Raw genomic sequence first — 17,031 nt, forward strand, 5'->3', positions numbered from 1 at the left:
GGTCCAAGGAGGATTTCGTCTCTACCGCGAGACGTAAGGGGGCTGCGCGATACCGACGTCTCCGCCGCCCTTCGATAGAACGGCGTCTCCCTCAGGTGCTTGCTTTTCCCGACCTTGCCGCTTGTCGAAACGCCGCCAGACCGTGAGGGCCGACAATACGTAGTTGCAGGCGGCCCCCACCAGGATGCCCACCCCCGTAGCCAGCCACCAGATGCCCGTCGCTGTATAGATGAGGTGTGCGAACAGGATGTTGTTGAACGCACCGCAGGAACAGGACAGGCAGAACACCGCAAGCCCTCGCAGAAGGTCGATCCCGACGATCCGCTGGTCCCGATATGTCAGGACGTTGTTCAGGAAAAAATTGGCCGTCATGGCGCCGAGCGTGGCAGCGGTCTGAGACAGCAGGAAATTATCGTTCAGGACGTATAGCATCAGCCCCAGAAGGGCCAGATGGACGATGACACCTAGGCCACCGACCAGGGCGAAGGAGACGAACCGCGTCGGAAGTGCTCCGAAGACGGATTTCGCAATGAGAAGGACGGCGAAGTCGAAGAGAACCCTCTCGTCGAGCTTGCTTTGCCCGGTAAGCCGGGGCCCGAAGACGTAAGGAACCTCCTCGATCTTCATCGCCCGCCCACCCTGAACAAGGATGTCTGCGAGAAGCTTGAAGCCGTCGCGGCTCAGGCGCGGCTCGGCTTTCACCAAAATACTTCGGCGCATGAGGAAGAAACCGCTCATGGGATCGCTGGTCTGGACCCGCAGCAGAGCCCGTACCAGACGGTTGCCGGCATTGCTCAAGGCTTGTCGGACGGACGAAAAGGCCGCCACGTCGGGATCGTCGACATAACGGCTGGCGATGACGATGTCGCACTTGGTCGACGCCATCAGGTCGAGCATTGGCACGAGGGTCGCAGGCTCGTGCTGGAGGTCCGCATCCATGACCGCGACGAGTTCGGACCGCGCCGCGAGCATCCCCTCGATACAGGCTCCCGCCAGCCCGCGTCGTCCGGTCCGCGTGATGATTCTGATCCGGGAATCGGCCTTGGCCAAGCTCTCGACGACGGCTGAGGTGCCATCCGGGGAATCGTCGTCGACGACGATCACCTCGAACGGATGTCGGTCGAGCGAGGCGGCGATCCGGCCGCAGATGACCGCGATGTTATCCCGCTCGTTGAATGTCGGGATGACGATCGTGACGAGAGGCCGATCCGCATCGGGTGCGAACGTCGCCTGGGGCAAAGTGAGAGTCACTGGCGGCCTTTCGCGCCGATCCTGGGCTTCGGCCAGGTACCATCGAAACGGCTCGCCCGGACGATCTTCAGATCGTGCATCTTGCGCCCATTGAAAGTCAGACGGATGGGCGAGTCCTCCGAGAACGTCTCGAAATGACCGTCGAGATTATACCGGATTGCATCGGGATTGGCATACCTGTCGACGATGATGGCATCCATACCCCGGAAGCGCGCCGGATCCGCGAGATAGGTGAAGTGGATATTGTCTCCGGCGAGGCACAGGCTGCGGAACTGCTGTCGGATGGCATAGAAGGCCTTGGCGCAATCTTCCCAACGAGTGGCGGCAATGAAGGTGCGGGCGGGATCGACACCGCGAGCGGTCAGCGCGGAGGGAAGATCGCTCCAATCGTAGAGTTCCAGGAGGATTGGATCCTGGTTTCGGAACGCTTTAGCCGGAGCGACCCGCTCGGCCCAGCCGGTAAAGGCATGTGACAGGAGTAGGCAGATCGCTACGATCGTTGTCGTGGCCAGCGTCGCGAGCCAGCGCCGCGCGGCGTCCGGCCGGTCGCTGGCTGCGAGGCCGTCCGCCCAGGCGCCTACGAGCGGCAGCAGGGGAAGATACCCCATGGACGCCCAGTGATAGCCGCGCAGTGGATGGCTGCTCCACACCATCACACCGAGGATGAACAGAAGAACGGGCGCCGCGAGACAGGCGAGAAGCCAGGGTCCTGCCTCCCTCGGGCCCTTTCCCAGGCTTCGATACAGCATGTAGAAGGCGGGAAAGAAGACGAGGGGGTGGACGATCATCACCTGAGTCAGGGTCCAGCGGAACGCTCTCGTGAGGTTCACGCTCCCGTTCCCTTCGGCGCGCGCACCCTGATACAGGAACGAAACCCAGCCGTGCTCCGCATTCCAGATGATGACCGGGAGGAGCGGCAGCAACAGGAAGACGAGGCCGAAATAGGTGGCCGGCCGAAGGAGCCAGCGCCTTCCCTCGGCTTGGCTCGCAACTGCGACGAGAAGGCCCGGCACAAGAAGGACCGCGAGATACTTCGAGGCAAGGGCACAACCGAACAGGAAGGCGCAGGCAAACCAGATCCCGTTGTCCTGCAGTCTTCGGGCGCCGAAATCGATGTGAAGGAAGGCAAGCAGGGCGGCGAGGATGAAAAGGGTCATCGGCCCGTTCGTCTGGGCCAGACTCCCATCCGACAATCCGAGAAGCGGGGACAGGGAGTAGGCGCAGACAGCGTAGAGACCGGCACGCGAATTGAAGATCCGCAGTGTGATCAGGTAGATCAGCCACCCCGAAACCACCGACATCACCAGGAATGGGAGGCGCACGATCAATGCATCGTCGGATCCGAACAGACGCATGACACCGGCGATCGTCCACCATGTCAGGGGTGGCTGATCGAAGAACGAGATCGACGGGTTCCTCGCGACGACAGCACCGTATGTTTCCATGAAGGTAAGGTCGAGAAACCGCACCGCGACCAGCCGGGCGATGAACGAGACGATCAAGATAACGATGACATGATGCGTATAATCGGCCGACCGAGCGGCATCCCCGAAGGGACTGGCCTTCGCGGCACTCGGCGGGTCGTAGCGCATCGGCGTTAGTTGGAGGGAGCTGATCTGACTAATTCCTTGTCCAGTCTTGCAAAAGTAGATCGACCGCGTCCGAGTCGCATGCCGGTCGTCTCGCGATCCTCCGATGTCGCGTCACGATTTTGCCCCCGCTGATGGCAACGAACACAATTCCCGTGAGAATTTTGCTATCGTGTTTCAACTCACCGACATCACCCCGGTCACGACATGGGATGATTTCGTCCTGAATTGCCTCCGAAATACGGTCGCTCCCCACCCGGGCGCGGTGATACGCTCGGCGGGCCGACCATGCCAGCCTTCCCGCTGAAAATGAGATACCGCGACGTTCACCCACTTGAGACCTGGCACGGGGCGGGTACACTCATCGAGTGCGGGGAACGCTCCCGCCGGCCCCGAGGTCAGCAGCAAGCGTGACGAGCCATCCCCGAGACACCCCGCAATTCTATCTGACGGCACCTTCGCCCTGCCCTTATTTGCCGGGTCAGGAGGAACGGAAGGTGTTCACCCATCTCGTAGGTCGGCGCGCCCGTGACCTCAACGAGATCCTCACGCAGGGCGGCTTCCGACGCTCGCAGACCATAGCCTATCGCCCGGCCTGCGAGACCTGTCGGGCATGTATCTCCGTGCGAGTGGTGGTGGCGGATTTCCTGCCTTCGGCGAGTCATCGCCGCATCCTTCAGCGAAACGCCGATCTCATCGGCAATCCCGAGCCCAACCGCCCGGCCTCGGAGCAATACGCTCTCTTTCGCCGTTATCTCGATGCGCGCCATGGCGATGGCGGCATGGTCGACATGACCGTGCTCGACTACGCCATGATGATCGAGGACAGCCATGTGGACACCCATCTCGTGGCCTATCGCCGGCGTGGTCCCGATACGGCGATCAACGGGCGGGGTACCGGGCCGACCGTGGCCTTGTGCCTGACAGACGTGCTCTCCGACGGATTGTCGATGGTCTACTCGTTCTACGATCCGGCGGAGGCCCAGCGTTCGCTCGGGACCTTCATGATCCTCGACCATATCCGCCGCGCCGCTTCCCTCGGCCTGCCCTATCTCTATCTCGGCTATTGGGTGGATGGCTCACGCAAGATGGATTACAAGGCCCGCTTCCGACCCCAGGAGCGCCTGATGGGGCCGGGCTGGCAGCGGGTGGATTAGTCCGCCGCCCCGATCGCTCACCGGAGCGGCGTCGACGCGAACCACGCGTCAGAATTTGGCGATCACCTGAGCGCGAATGATCCTCGGTGCGCCCGGGCTGATGTTGTTGTTGCCGTCCGCCGTGGCGATGTAGCCCCGGTCGAAAAGATTCTCGATGTTGATCTGCGCCCGCACCAGATCCGTGACCTGATAGAAGAGGCCGAGATCGAAGCGGGTGTAGCCTGGGAGTCTGACCGTGTTGTCGGCTGCCGCGAACGTGTGGGTCTGATGGATCGCGCCGATACCGAACGAGAAGGACGGCGTGACCGCGAACTTATTCCATAGGGTGACGGCGTTGAACGGCACCAGTCCGACATGGTTGCCCGGGACGATAAGTGCCGAGCTGAACCCGCTGACGATGCGCGCATCGGTGAAGGCATAGCCGCCCGCGACCTGCCACCAATCGGTGACGAAACCGTTCGCGCCGATCTCGACACCCTTCGCGTTGGTCTGGCCGCTCAGCAGGAAGAAGCCAGGGCGGTTCGGATCGGCGAGCCGCTGGTTGAACCGGTCGAGGTCGTAGAGCGCGCCGGTGAGTTGGAGCGTCGACGAGAGGTCCCATTTCACGCCGACCTCGCGGTTCTCGAACCGCTCCGGCTCGGCGATGGCGAGCCCTTCGGACAGGGCGCTGAACTGATCGCCGGCGGATGGCAGGTAGGAGATGCTGTAGTTGCCGTAGAAGGCGAGGCTGTCCACCGGCTTGAACACCAATCCGACCCTGGGCGACAGCAGATCATCGATGCGGGAATTGGTGACGTTGGTGCGCCGGTCCGTCGAGGAGAAATCGAAATGATCGTAGCGCAGGCCACCGATCACCTGGACATGGGGGCCGATCTCGATCTGATCCTGGACGTAGACCGCAGCCAGTCCGAGGTCGTAGCGGCTGTTGGAGGACGAAGCCAGGTTGCGGAAACTGACGGGGACTCGCGAAACCGGTGAGAGCGGATTGACGGTCAGCGTCTGCGTTCCGGTCGTCGCGAAGAAGCCTTCCTCCCGGTAGGTGATGCCTTCCTGCTTGCCGAGTTCGAAACCCGCGAGCAGCGTATGGGCCAGCGGCCCCGTGGCGAATTTGTACGTGAAATCGTTCTGGTTGAAGAAGTTTGTCCTCGGCGTGTCGTTGTTGAACGCGCTGAGATCGACGGTCGTCCCGGCGGCGTTCACCGCACCGCCGGCGCGGATGCTCGGATACACGACCTGATAGGCCTTGGCGTAATCGGCGTAGCGGAACTGGCTCCGCATCTCGACGCCCGAGGCGAAGCGGTGATCGAGAACCGCCGTCGCGATATGTGCATCCACGCGGGAGTAGCTGAGGTCGGGATTGCCGAAGAACGTTCTGATGTTGTCGCGATACCGATAGGGCCGCCCGAACTGGGACGGGATCCCGCGATCCGCCGTCCGATCGTCGTGGAAATACTCGTAGGACAGTTTCAGCGTGGTCTCGGGCCCGAGCAGGATCGTCGCCGTCGGATTGATGCCCCAGCGCCGCAGATCGACGTGGTCACGATAGGTGCCACTATCCTCGAACATTCCGTTGAAGCGGAAGAACACGCTGTCCGAGACCCGGTCGCCGACATCCACGGCCACCCTTTTATTAAAATACTGTCCACCCTGAAGGATGACTTCCCGAACCGGAGTTCCGGTGGCGTCCTTGAGCACGCGATTGACGACGCCCCCGCCGCCGCCGCGACCGAAGATCATTGCGTTCGGTCCCTTGAGCACTTCGATCCGCTCGACGTTGTAGAGATCGCGGTAGTACATCGCGTCGTCGCGCATGCCGTTGACGTAGAAATCGGCGCTGGATTGCTGACCGCGGATCACGACCTCGTCCCGGTTGCCGGCACCCTGGTGCAGGAACACGCCGGGCACGTAGCGCAGGGCTTCGGTGACTCCCTGGAACCCCTGATCCTGGACTTGCTCGCGCGTCACGACCGTCACCGCCTGCGGGGTGTCGATCAGCTGGGTGTCCGTCTTCGTCGCGCTCCGGCTGCGGTTGGCGCGGTAGCCTGTAGTATGTCCCCCTGTTCCCTCGACATTGAGCTGGTCTAACGTGACTTCAGCATGATGACCGGAATCGGGAATATCTGCCTGTGCTTTGGCTGCCCGCACGTCCGACATGAAAGGTACGGCTGTTAGAACCGTGATCAGACGTAGGCGGACAAAGGGGTGCATCGGTGCGCCTCAGTTATATTTGCAATATTCTGCATAAATAGCGATATATTCCGCTCATCGTGCAGATGCTATTTGTCTAATAGACACGCTAAATTGATCGGCAACCGGTTGCGGCCAGTTTGACAGCGACCTAGATTTTGGAATCTTTTGATAATTATTCTAGAATATCGCCCAAGTTTCAGGACATGCGATGGAAATCCCGTCGTTAGTGCATCAGCTCGGCTATTCGGACGCCTCTGGTTTCGCCACTGCGATGCATAAATGTATCACTCCATACAGAGTGCTTCTGTGACGTCACGTTGAGCGCAGCCTCCGCTCATGCTAGGCGCCAGCCTCATCGCTCCAACCCGTCCTGCCCGAGGCGTCGCATGATCCCCCGCTATAGCCGCCCCGAAATGACGGCGATCTGGTCACCCGAAAGCCGCTTCCGCATCTGGTTCGAGATCGAGGCTCACGCCACCACGGCGCTGGCCGAGATCGGCGTCGTGCCCAAGGAAGCTGCTGCGACGATCTGGGAAAAGGGCCGCGACGCGGTCTTCGACGTCGCCCGCATCGACGCCATCGAGGCGGTCACCAAGCATGACGTCATCGCCTTCCTGACGCATCTGGCCGAGATTGTGGGCCCCGATGCGCGGTTCGTGCACCAGGGCATGACCTCATCGGACGTCCTCGACACCTGTTTCAACGTGCAGCTCGTCCGGGCCGCCGACATCCTGATCAAAGATGTCGATGCGCTTCTTGCCGCGATCAAGCGCCGGGCATTCGAGCACAAGCTGACCCCGACCATCGGTCGCTCGCACGGCATCCATGCCGAGCCGGTGACCTTCGGCCTGAAGCTCGCCCAGGCCTATGCCGAGTTCGAGCGCGCCCGCGCCCGTCTCGTCGCCGCCCGCGAGGAAGTCGCCACCTGCGCGATCTCTGGCGCCGTCGGCACCTTCGCCAACATCGACCCGCGCGTGGAGGAGTATGTCGCCAAGGCGATGGGCCTCACCCCCGAGCCGGTCTCCACGCAGGTCATCCCGCGCGACCGCCACGCCATGTTCTTCGCCACCCTGGGCGTCGTCGCGAGCTCGGTGGAGCGTCTCTCCATCGAGGTACGCCACCTGCAGCGCACGGAAGTTCTGGAAGCGGAAGAGTTCTTCTCCGAGGGCCAGAAGGGCTCGTCGGCCATGCCGCACAAGCGCAATCCCGTCCTCACCGAGAATCTGACGGGTCTCGCCCGCATGGTGCGCTCGTTCGCCCTCCCCGCCATGGAGAACGTGGCGCTCTGGCACGAGCGCGACATCTCGCATTCCTCGGTGGAGCGCATGATCGGCCCCGACGCGACGGTAACTCTCGATTTCGCTCTGGCGCGACTGACCGGCGTGATCGACAAGCTGCTGATCTATCCCGAGCAGATGCAGCGAAATCTCGACAAGCTCGGCGGCCTCGTCCACTCGCAGCGGGTGCTGCTGGCCCTGACGCAGGCGGGCGTATCCCGCGAGGACGCGTATCGCCTGGTCCAGCGTAACGCCATGCCGGTCTGGCGCGGCGAAGGCGACTTCCTCACCCTGCTGAAGGCCGATGCGGGCGTCACCGCGTCGCTGAGCCCTGAGCAGATCGAGGAGTGCTTCGACCTCGGCTACCATTTCAAGCACGTGGACACGATTTTTTCGCGCGTTTTCGGTACGGCCTGAGCCAGGACCGTAACCCGACGTGGTGATCCGCGGAGCACATTTCGTGCTTCGCGGATCGCGTAGCGGCGAGGTGGCCGCGTCAGTCCGGATCGAGAGAGAATTCCATGTCGCGCATCGTCTACGTCAACGGCGAGTTCGTGCCTTTCGAGGCGGCGACCGTGTCGATCATGGACCGGGGCTTCCTGTTCGCGGACGGCATTTATGAAGTGTCGGCCGTCCTCGGCGGCCGTCTCGTGGACAACGCGGCGCATCTGGCCCGGCTCGACCGGTCGCTGGGCGAGATCGGCATTCGCAATCCCTACCCGACCGAAGAGTGGATCCGGCTCGAGACCGAACTGGTGCGCCGCAACGGCGTCGACGAGGGTCTCGTCTACATGCAGGTGACACGGGGCGCCTACGAGCGGGATTTCGCCTTCCCGCCGGCCGAGACCGAACCCACCGTGGTGATGTTCACGCAGGCCAAGACCGTGGCCAGGAACCCGCTGGCGGAGCGGGGCGCCAAGGTCATCACCGTCCCCGACATCCGCTGGAAGCGGCGCGACATCAAGTCGGTGGCGCTCCTCGCCCAGGTTCTGGCCAAGCAGGACGCGGCCAAGGCCGGCGTCGCGGAGGCCTGGATGGTGGAGGACGGTTTCGTCACCGAGGGCTCCTCGTCGACCGCCTTCATCATCACCGGCGGAAAGGTGGTCACCCGCCCGCTCTCCACCGCCCTGCTGCCCGGCATCACGCGCCTCGCCGTCATGCGCCTTGCCGAGGAAGCAGGCCTGACGATTGAGGAGCGGCTGTTCTCCGTGGGGGAGGCGTTCGCGGCTGAGGAGGCCTTCTACACCAGCGCGTCCGCCTTCGTAATGCCCGTCATCGACATCGACGGGCACGAACTGGGCGACGGCAAGCCGGGCGCGCTGACGAAGCGGCTGCGCGCACTTTATCTGGAGATGGCCGGGGCATAAGGGCGGGCCGGTCTCATCCGTCATCCGGCGCCGCCATAGGAACTGCATCGCCGCCGGAGCGGTTTGTCTCCCGACTTTCTGGGGGACATCGATGCCGAGACTGTTTCGTCACGCCGCACTGCTTGCTTTCGCCCTGACGGCGTCGGGCGCCTATGCCCAGTCGCCCGATGCACCGCTGAAAGGGCGCGACACCTCCCCGAACATCCCGCCCTCCACGGAGACGGTGCCGGAGAAGGTTCGTCCGTCCGAGGAAGGGACCGGCGGCTCGACCTTGAGCGACAAGCTCGAGAAGAACGACGGCGTCATCACGCCGCCCGGTAATTCCGCCCCGGGCCTGGTGGTTAAGCCTCCCGAGTCCGAGAACAGCGGCATGCCGGTGATCAAGCCGGGCCAGTTGCCGGGCCGCGAACCGGGGACGGAAGCGCGCTAGGAATTGGGCGCGCCCCAAGCCTTTCGGGCGCGGTTTGCTTGATTTCCGGCCTGGGATCGCGGAAAGACCCCGGAGATGCGTGTCGGCCCGCCTTCGCGGCGGGGCGTTTCCACGCGAGCACCGGACAGGTTGAAGTGAATGGCGAACGTCGTCGTCGTGGGCGCCCAATGGGGCGACGAAGGCAAGGGTAAGATCGTCGACTGGCTCTCGGAGCAGGCTGACGTCGTGGTTCGCTTTCAGGGCGGCCACAATGCCGGGCATACGCTGGTCATCGACGGTGTGATCTACAAGCTGGCGCTTCTCCCCTCCGGCGTTGTCCGGGGCGGAAAGCTCTCGGTGATCGGCAATGGCGTCGTGGTCGATCCGTGGCACCTCGTGGACGAGATCGCCCGGCTTCAGGCGCAGGGCGTCGAGATCTCGCCCGAGAGCCTCCGCATCGCCGATAACGCGACGCTGATCCTTCCGCTTCACCGGGAACTCGACCATTTCCGCGAGACGTCCAATGCCGGTCTCAAGATCGGCACGACGAAGCGCGGTATCGGCCCAGCCTACGAGGACAAGGTCGGCCGTCGGGCCATCCGCGTGGTCGACTTGGCCGACGAAAGCACGCTGGAATCGAAGATCGAGCGGGTGCTCACCCACCACAATGCCCTCCGCCGCGGTCTTGGGATCGACGAGGTCGATGCCGGCGCGTTGCTCGCAGAATTGAAGGCGATCGCGCCGACGATCCTCCCCTACGCCACCACCGTGTGGAAGCTCCTCGACGACGAACGCCGGGCGGGCAAGCGCATCCTGTTCGAGGGCGCGCAGGGTGCCCTCCTCGACGTCGATCACGGCACCTACCCGTTCGTTACCTCCTCCAACATCGTCGCCGCCCAGGCCGCCACTGGCTCCGGCATGGGGCCGTCCGCGATCGGCTACGTGCTGGGTATCGCCAAGGCCTATACGACGCGCGTGGGCGAAGGCCCGTTCCCGACCGAACTGTTCGATGAAATCGGCGAAACGATCGGGGCCAAAGGCCGCGAATTTGGCGTCAATACGGGGCGCAAACGTCGGTGCGGCTGGTTCGACGCCGTTCTGGTGCGCCAGACCGTCCGAACCTCAGGCATCGACGGCATCGCCTTGACCAAGCTCGACATCCTCGACGGGTTCGAGGAGATCAAGGTCTGCACCGGGTACCGCCTCGATGGCCAGGTTCTCGACCATTTGCCCGCCAATCAAGCGGCACAGGCTAAGGTCGAGCCGATCTACGAGATCATCGAAGGCTGGTCCGGCACCACCGCGGGTGCGCGCTCATGGGCCGATCTTCCTGCCCAGGCAATCAAGTATGTACGGCGGATCGAAGAACTGATCGGGGCACCCGTGGCGTTGCTCTCGACGTCGCCGGAGCGCAACGACACCATCCTGATGCACAATCCCTTCGAGGATTGAGCGTCCGGCTGAGGCTTCAGCACTTGGGGTAGCGACAAGGCGACCGGTGGCAATTTCCCGAGTGATCAAGCGCTGTAGGGCTGGTGGGTGCCTCGTTCGAGGGACAGGCATTGCGGATCATGCGGTCGCGCCCCGCCGGGCGCCCATATCTGGACGGTGAGAACAGGGCGGACCGAGGTTCGATGGCCGATTATTACCCTTTGCTGGCACGAGCGCTTCAAGCGATGCCGGATCGGTCTCCCGCCCTGCGTAAGGCGGTCTATGACCGGGCGCGCGGCGCTCTGATCGGACAGCTCCGGTCGCTCGAACCACCGCTATCCGAAGCCGACATCGACCTCGAGAGCAAAGCCCTCGAAACCGCCATCGAACGGGTCGAGAACGAATTTGGTGAGCCGCCGGCCGCCGCGGCCAACGATGTCGTGCCGCCGATCTTCGGTGCCCCCGAGGAGCGCGACACCCTGCCGGAAGCGGCGGCTCCGGATCGATTACCGGAACCGACCAAGCGCGACTTCGCCGAACCGACCCTGCCGCCCGCACCTGAGCCCAACTTGGGCATTCGGCCCTCGCGGCCGGATCGCTCGCGTGTTGCAAACGCAGATGTGTCGCCACCCGAGTCTCCTCCCCCGGCAGTGGAACCGGTGCCTGTCTCAGATGGCCCTGCTGCGGTCTTGCCGATCAAGCCGCGGAAGGCGAAATCTGCCGACAGGGTCGCCGACCGGAAAGCTGCGCGAGACGCTGCGAAGATGACCTCGGGCGCTGAGACGCCATCTGGTCAATCCACGGAGTCGGAATCACCCATAGAACCATCGATCGAAGCGCCGCCCGCCGAGCGTGACGCGGCGGGCATGCCTGTCGATTCCTCGAATGCGCGGCATCGTCCACGGATCGACGTCGTCGCCCCGCGTAAGGGCCGCCCTCGCCTTCTCCGGAATGTCTTCGTGGGAAGCGTTCTCCTGGTCGTCGTCGGGCTCATCGCGGTAGCGGCCTTCATGCTTCGCGACAAACCTTCGGACCTGCAGCCTGGAATCACGGAGACACAAGAGGAGGGGTCCGATCCGGCGGCATCGAAATATGCAGATCGGATCGGCGGTGACGCTCCCGCCCTCCCGGAGCGACGCGACCAGACCTCTCGTCAGGCTCCCGCCCGCCCGACGACGGCAACGCCGGATGCCGGCAAGGCACCGACCCAGCCCGATGTGGCGGTCGCACAGCGGGCCGTTCTTTTCGAAGAGAATACAGCGGGCGGAAATGCACAGCCGATCACCTTCCAGGGCATGGTGGTCTGGCGTCTCGAGGCGATGAATGGCGAACAGGGCCAGCCACTGGAGACCGTGATCCGGGGGCGTGTGACCTTTGCCGATGCTGGCCTGTCGCTGGTGATGACGATCCGACGGAACCTCGATCCCACCTTTCCTGCGTCCCACACCATCGAACTTGCCTTCACCACCACCAGCCCCGCCGGGGATACGCATGCGGTGCAGGATGTCGGCCTTCTGAGTGCGAAGGATGAAGAAGGGGGCCGGGGATCGCCTGTCTCGGGCCTGCCGGTACGCGTCAAGGAGAACCTGTTCCTGATCGGCCTGTCCTCGCTTCAGGCCGATGTAGACCGGAACACCGACCTGTTGGAGCATCGCAACTGGTTCGACCTACCGATGAAGTTCGTCTCGGGCCCTCGTGGCGTCCTGACTTTCGAGAAGGGCACTTCGGGCAATCAGGTCATCCGCTCGGCCTTCGAGCAATGGCGTCGATAGGCGAAAAAAAGGCCGGTTCCGCATCAGCGAAACCAGCCTTCTCTCTCAGTGCCTCTCGGAGGAAGCTTCAGGCGTGAGCTGCCGCCCGCGGAGACTCGCGGGTAGCGAGGTTGCGTTTCACCGCCTCCTGGATCTTCTCGAAGGCTCGGACCTCGATCTGTCGGACGCGCTCGCGCGAGACTCCAAACTCGCCTGACAGATCTTCGAGGGTGATCGGGTCGTCTGCCAGTCGGCGCGCCTCGAAGATGCGACGCTCACGCGGGTTCAGGACCGACAGCGCATCGCGCAAGGCGGTCAGCCGGTTCTGGCCCTCTTCCTCGCGGGCGAGCACGGTTTCCTGACTCGGGCTGTTGTCCACCAGCCAATCCTGCCACTCGCCCTCACCTTCCTCGCGGAGGGGAGCGTTGAGGGAGGTATCGCCGGACAGACGGCGATTCATGTCGATCACGTCCTGCTCGGGCACGCCGAGCTTGACCGCGATCTGAGCCACCTGGTCGGGTTTCAGATCCCCTTCATCCAGGGCTGAGATCTTGCCCTTGGCCTTACGGAGGTTGAAGAACAGCTTCTTCTGGTTTGCGGTGGTGCCCATCTTCACCAGCGACCAAGAGCGTAGAATGTACTCCTGAATCGCAGCCTTGATCCACCACATAGCATAGGTGGCGAGTCGGAAGCCCTTGTCCGGCTCGAACCGCTTGACCGCTTGCATGAGGCCGACATTCCCTTCGGACACGACTTCGCCGATGGGAAGGCCATAACCACGGTAACCCATGGCGATCTTGGCCACGAGCCGGAGATGCGATGTCACGAGCCGGTGCGCCGCATCGCGGTCGCCCTTTTCACGCCAGCTCTTGGCAAGCGTGAACTCCTCGTTCGGCTCGAGCATCGGAAACTTGCGGATCTCATCGAGGTAGCGCGAAAGTCCACCTTCGGTGGCGAGCACGGGTAGTGCGCCTGCCATAGTCATCTCTCCCTACAAGGTCCCCCATCCGGGCAGACCAGAAACGAACCGCCGCTCTATGAGCCGACCGTCCCACTCCCCGAGCCTACCCGGAAAGAAAACGGTACGGTAGCGGTCCGTGACTCGAACCTGGCTAACAACGCGCCAGTGAGCCGATGGCTCGAAGGTGACACGAAAGGCCGCGGGTCGGGGTGCGCCCGCACACCTGTTTGCCGGCCATCCTTGACAGGCGCAACTCCGCAACAGTGGTGGGGATCGACGGTTCCGCTCCGATTCCCAAAGACGCTGCTTAGCTTTTCAAGGCTTCAATGGCACCCGCAAGGCAGCGATGAGGGCAGCCATATCCGGCGGGATCGGGCTTTCGAACCGCAGCACCTCGCCGGTGCGTGGGTGCTCGAAACCCAATATGGCCGCGTGAAGCGCCTGCCGACCCAAAGCTTCGAGCTTGGCCCGCGCCGCTTCGCCGAGTCGGCCGGCCTTGGTCTTAAAGGCGTTGCCATAGACCGTATCGCCGAGAAGCGGATGGCCGCGATGACTGAGATGGACGCGGATCTGATGCGTCCGTCCGGTCTCGAGCCGGCAACGGACGAGGGCGACTTCGGCGCCAGCGTTTAGGATCTCCTCGACGACGTAATGGGTGATGGCTGTACGGCCCTTCCCCGGGCGCATGACGGCGATCTTCTCGCGATTGCGCTGGCTGCGCGCGAGCTCGACATCGATCGTGCCCAGCCGGGGCTCCGGCGCTCCCCAGGTCAGGGCGAGATACGCACGCTCCAGCGGTCCGTTACGGCCATGGTCGGCAAACTGCGCCGTGAGCCCCTTATGGGCCAGATCGTTCTTGGCGACGACGAGGAGACCGCTCGTGTCCTTGTCGAGCCGGTGCACGATACCAGGCCTCCGTACACCGCCGATCCCCGACAGGCTCTCGCCGCAATGAGCGATGAGGCCATTCACAAGGGTTCCAGCATCGTGACCGGGCGCCGGGTGAACCACCAGCCCCGCCGGCTTGTCGATGACGATCAGGTCGTCGTCCTCGTGAACGATAGCGAGATCGAGGGCCTCCGCCATCGGCGTCGCATCCACCGGCGTAGGAATCGTCACGTCGAGGACGGCGCCTCCGCTGACCTTCAGGGAGAGGTCCAGAACGACGATTCCATCCTTGCTCACCTGACCGGTACGGATCAGCTCCTGCAACCGCGAACGCGACACGTCCGGCAGCGCGCGGGCGAGCGCCCTGTCGATGCGCTCCGCCTGTGCGTCCAGGTCGAGGACGACACGGCGGTCCTGCGGTTCTTGCACGATATGATCTCTTTCGATGCCGATGAAATTTAAGCGCTCGGGAGGCCTTGCTCCCCCGCCCGACCGTCGCTATACGATCGCCAGCCGCCCGGAAAGCTCCCATCGTCTAGCGATCTAGGACGTCTTGATACCCCCAACCATCCTGCCATGTGTGTAGGTTCAAGGGGTTAGGGTTGGTATCCCTACCATCGAAGCCTGCGGGCCGGAGGTTGGCTGCCAAAGTCCTATCCAAGGGAGTTGACTTCGTGTTGTTAGTAAGAGTAGTCCTAGCGGTGTACTAGGACTATATGCGCTCCCTTCGTCTAGCGGTCTAGGACGTCGCCCTCTCACGGCGAAAACAGGGGTTCGATTCCCCTAGGGAGCGCCAAAATACATAGTTAGTGGTTCTTAATACTTTCAAATTCGAATAAATCATCGCCGTTCGTTGATCGGTTGAGGACATTGGCCCTTTGATGCTATGGAGACCGGCTAGATCCCCGCGGAGCACGCCATGGTTCTCGTTTTACATAAAGGCTCAGGTTATTATTCGCGGACTGGCTCAAGATGTCGGAAGCACTAAGAGACCTCTTTAGGAGTTCGCTGAGCCCCGATCATATTCGTTTCATGGACGAAATCGAGGCGCAGTCCGGGGTGCGGATAGACGTCGAGCACCTGGAGCCGGGTGATACCGCAGCCATGGGTATGCGCTGCTACGCCGGTACGATCAGGATCGAAGTCCCCACTCGAACGCAATCCACCCTCCTGCCGCGTTTCCTGAGCTGCAACACCTAGACCACTACCTTGTACAGGGCGTCCCAGCCATGGGGTGTATGGACCAGCCGGCGGATCCGAATGATCGGCTTCGCATCGGGCTACTGGAAAATCCAGTCGAGCACCTCGTGATCGTACCCCAGGCCGGCGAGCGGAACATGAGGGACGAGGCGTTCTGGAACGAACGGGTGAGGAAAGGTTGGCTTCACCTCGATAATAGCGGTCCTGGTTATCTCTATGATCGGAAGCAGTGCGTGCTGCTTAATTGGCTGCAGACCCACCTTGCGACCGACCCCAACGTGACTGCCTTTGCCGAGAGCGTGCTGGCGGCCGAGGGCACGGCCCTAGAAACCGTGACCCGTGCAGTATGCGAGGCTGCCCTAGAAGAGATCGACGACAAGGTCGAGCTGACCCGGATCGTGACCGCGGGGCTGAACATCCCACCGCGCCGCGTCCAGCTGCAGACCTTCGACAAGGCCACGGGATCGTTCACCTACCGGCCCCTATAACGTTCATGACCAGCTACGCAGGAGCGATCTGATCCGTCGGGCATACCGGCCGTAGCTTTTGACGATTTTTTCCAGGGCATCGGCAAGGCCTGGGGAGCTGAAGGCGCGGCCATCCTTGCTCTCGATGGCACCGTCCTCGGCCCTCGTGAGCCCTCGTGCGTTGAGCCGCCGAGGGTCGATGAAATTCTATACTGCCTCGACCTCGGTTTCGGTGAGGGCGAGATGGTTGGCGAGAGGGGCCTGGCCGCCCTGCGCACGGGCATCACCGGGCAACCGCAAGGTCGGGGCGTTGCGCAGGCTCTTCAGGATATCGAGTTGCGATTTCAAGCTGCCGTTCTGGGCGATGACGAGCCCGACCTGATGCCTCAGGGCAACATCGTCGATGCCGGCCACGTCGTCCGGAGATAGCAACTCGTTGGGTGATGGCTGATGCCTTTGCGGACGGTTCGACGCGAGCACGAACTCCGCGGCACCTGGCCTGCCCCCATTCGGTGGCCCAGGTTCGAAGTTAGTGCATCGTCGGTTTGGAGTTGACCCCGTTTGTGGTCCACGACCTATGCAAGTTCTCGGACAGTGACAGCTTGGTCGGCGAAGGCTCGGGGCGTCAAGCCGCCCAGGGCCGTGTGGGGTCGATCTTCGTTGTAGTGGCACCTCCAGTCCTCGATGCGCTCGCGGGCATCAGCCAGCGACAGGAACCACGANCGTCAAGCCGCCCAGGGCCGTGTGGGGTCGATCTTCGTTGTAGTGGCACCTCCAGTCCTCGATGCGCTCGCGGGCATCAGCCAGCGACAGGAACCACGAGGCGTTCAGGCATTCCGCCCGCAGACGGCCGTTGAACGACTCGATGTAGGCGTTGTCGGTCGGCTTGCCCGGTCGGGAGAAGTCGATCTCGACCCCATTCAGGTAGGCCCACTGGTCGAGCATGCGCCCAGCGAACTCCGGTCCATTATCCACCCGCAGGCTTTTGGGTCGACCTGTCAAACAGCGTTGAACATTGACCCTGGATCGGCGTCGAACTTTGACCCCCTGGATGGGTATGGCGGGACGCCCCTGATCAGCCCGGCGAAGCGGG

General features: G+C 63.0%; 15 protein-coding genes, 1 tRNA gene and 1 pseudogene. 9 read left to right on the top strand and 8 right to left on the bottom strand.

Annotation, left to right across the window (positions count from 1 at the left end):
* Positions 1-21 precede the first annotated feature (21 nt).
* Together ASF32_RS13560 and ASF32_RS13565 are read right to left on the bottom strand one after the other, a co-directional pair.
* A complete protein-coding gene (locus ASF32_RS13560) occupies positions 22-1,251 on the bottom strand; it encodes a glycosyltransferase family 2 protein (protein WP_082490420.1) in 1,230 nt (409 codons plus the stop codon).
* A complete protein-coding gene (locus tag ASF32_RS13565; protein WP_056429297.1) occupies positions 1,248-2,843 on the bottom strand; it encodes a glycosyltransferase family 39 protein in 1,596 nt (531 codons plus the stop codon). Before ASF32_RS13565 ends, ASF32_RS13560 begins: the two co-directional genes overlap by 4 nt.
* A 407-nt stretch (positions 2,844-3,250) precedes the next feature.
* Here ASF32_RS13565 and ASF32_RS13570 point away from each other — a divergent pair, with 407 nt between their 5' ends.
* On the top strand, positions 3,251-3,997 hold the full coding sequence (locus tag ASF32_RS13570) for an arginyltransferase (protein ID WP_056429299.1): 747 nt from the start codon (positions 3,251-3,253) through the stop codon (positions 3,995-3,997).
* Between the two features lie 48 nt (positions 3,998-4,045).
* On the opposite strand, the gene ASF32_RS13575 is transcribed toward ASF32_RS13570, so the two are convergent.
* The gene (locus ASF32_RS13575) at positions 4,046-6,205 is read right to left on the bottom strand and encodes a TonB-dependent siderophore receptor (RefSeq protein ID WP_056429301.1); all 2,160 of its coding nucleotides are present in this window, start codon (positions 6,203-6,205) and stop codon (positions 4,046-4,048) included.
* Between the two features lie 368 nt (positions 6,206-6,573).
* Here ASF32_RS13575 and purB point away from each other — a divergent pair, with 368 nt between their 5' ends.
* The 5 genes from purB (at position 6,574) to ASF32_RS13600 (ending at position 12,443) form a co-directional block, all read left to right on the top strand.
* Positions 6,574-7,881, top strand: coding sequence for an adenylosuccinate lyase (gene purB, locus ASF32_RS13580; protein WP_056429303.1), 1,308 nt, complete (start codon positions 6,574-6,576; stop codon positions 7,879-7,881).
* A gap of 104 nt (positions 7,882-7,985) precedes the next feature.
* Complete coding sequence (locus ASF32_RS13585; protein ID WP_056429306.1) at positions 7,986-8,831, top strand: D-amino-acid transaminase; 846 nt, start codon at positions 7,986-7,988, stop codon at positions 8,829-8,831.
* A gap of 91 nt (positions 8,832-8,922) precedes the next feature.
* Positions 8,923-9,261 (top strand): hypothetical protein, encoded by a 339-nt coding sequence (locus tag ASF32_RS13590; RefSeq protein ID WP_056429308.1) that lies wholly within the window; start codon positions 8,923-8,925, stop codon positions 9,259-9,261.
* A gap of 138 nt (positions 9,262-9,399) precedes the next feature.
* The gene (locus ASF32_RS13595) at positions 9,400-10,692 is read left to right on the top strand and encodes an adenylosuccinate synthase (protein WP_056429311.1); all 1,293 of its coding nucleotides are present in this window, start codon (positions 9,400-9,402) and stop codon (positions 10,690-10,692) included.
* A 182-nt stretch (positions 10,693-10,874) separates the two neighbouring features.
* Entirely contained in the window at positions 10,875-12,443 is a 1,569-nt protein-coding gene (locus ASF32_RS13600) for a hypothetical protein (RefSeq protein ID WP_056429313.1), read from the top strand.
* Between the two features lie 67 nt (positions 12,444-12,510).
* Here the strand turns inward: ASF32_RS13600 and rpoH are convergent, their stop codons facing one another.
* Both rpoH and ASF32_RS13610 read right to left on the bottom strand, forming a co-directional pair.
* Positions 12,511-13,401, bottom strand: coding sequence for an RNA polymerase sigma factor RpoH (gene rpoH / locus ASF32_RS13605; protein WP_056429316.1), 891 nt, complete (start codon positions 13,399-13,401; stop codon positions 12,511-12,513).
* 297 nt (positions 13,402-13,698) lie between these two features.
* Positions 13,699-14,700, bottom strand: a complete 1,002-nt coding sequence (locus tag ASF32_RS13610; protein ID WP_056429318.1) for an RluA family pseudouridine synthase — start codon at positions 14,698-14,700, stop codon at positions 13,699-13,701.
* 291 nt (positions 14,701-14,991) lie between these two features.
* Between ASF32_RS13610 and ASF32_RS13615 the strand changes: the two genes are divergently transcribed.
* The 3 genes from ASF32_RS13615 (at position 14,992) to ASF32_RS13620 (ending at position 15,959) form a co-directional block, all read left to right on the top strand.
* Positions 14,992-15,067 (top strand) — tRNA-Glu (locus ASF32_RS13615).
* A gap of 236 nt (positions 15,068-15,303) precedes the next feature.
* Positions 15,304-15,471 (top strand): hypothetical protein, encoded by a 168-nt coding sequence (locus tag ASF32_RS25350; protein ID WP_156467813.1) that lies wholly within the window; start codon positions 15,304-15,306, stop codon positions 15,469-15,471.
* Between the two features lie 38 nt (positions 15,472-15,509).
* The gene (locus tag ASF32_RS13620; protein WP_056429320.1) at positions 15,510-15,959 is read left to right on the top strand and encodes a hypothetical protein; all 450 of its coding nucleotides are present in this window, start codon (positions 15,510-15,512) and stop codon (positions 15,957-15,959) included.
* A gap of 186 nt (positions 15,960-16,145) precedes the next feature.
* On the opposite strand, the gene ASF32_RS13625 is transcribed toward ASF32_RS13620, so the two are convergent.
* From ASF32_RS13625 to ASF32_RS25360, 3 genes and pseudogenes are all read right to left on the bottom strand, one after another.
* Complete coding sequence (locus ASF32_RS13625) at positions 16,146-16,352, bottom strand: hypothetical protein (RefSeq protein WP_156467814.1); 207 nt, start codon at positions 16,350-16,352, stop codon at positions 16,146-16,148.
* 161 nt (positions 16,353-16,513) lie between these two features.
* The coding region (locus ASF32_RS25355) for an integrase core domain-containing protein (protein ID WP_156467816.1) at positions 16,514-16,660 on the bottom strand (147 nt) is incomplete at its 5' end.
* Between the two features lies 1 nt (position 16,661).
* Positions 16,662-16,934: pseudogene (locus ASF32_RS25360) on the bottom strand (integrase core domain-containing protein); the annotation flags it as partial.
* Positions 16,935-17,031 lie beyond the last annotated feature (97 nt).

This window comes from Methylobacterium sp. Leaf91 (assembly GCF_001422815.1).
Taxonomy (GTDB): domain Bacteria; phylum Pseudomonadota; class Alphaproteobacteria; order Rhizobiales; family Beijerinckiaceae; genus Methylobacterium.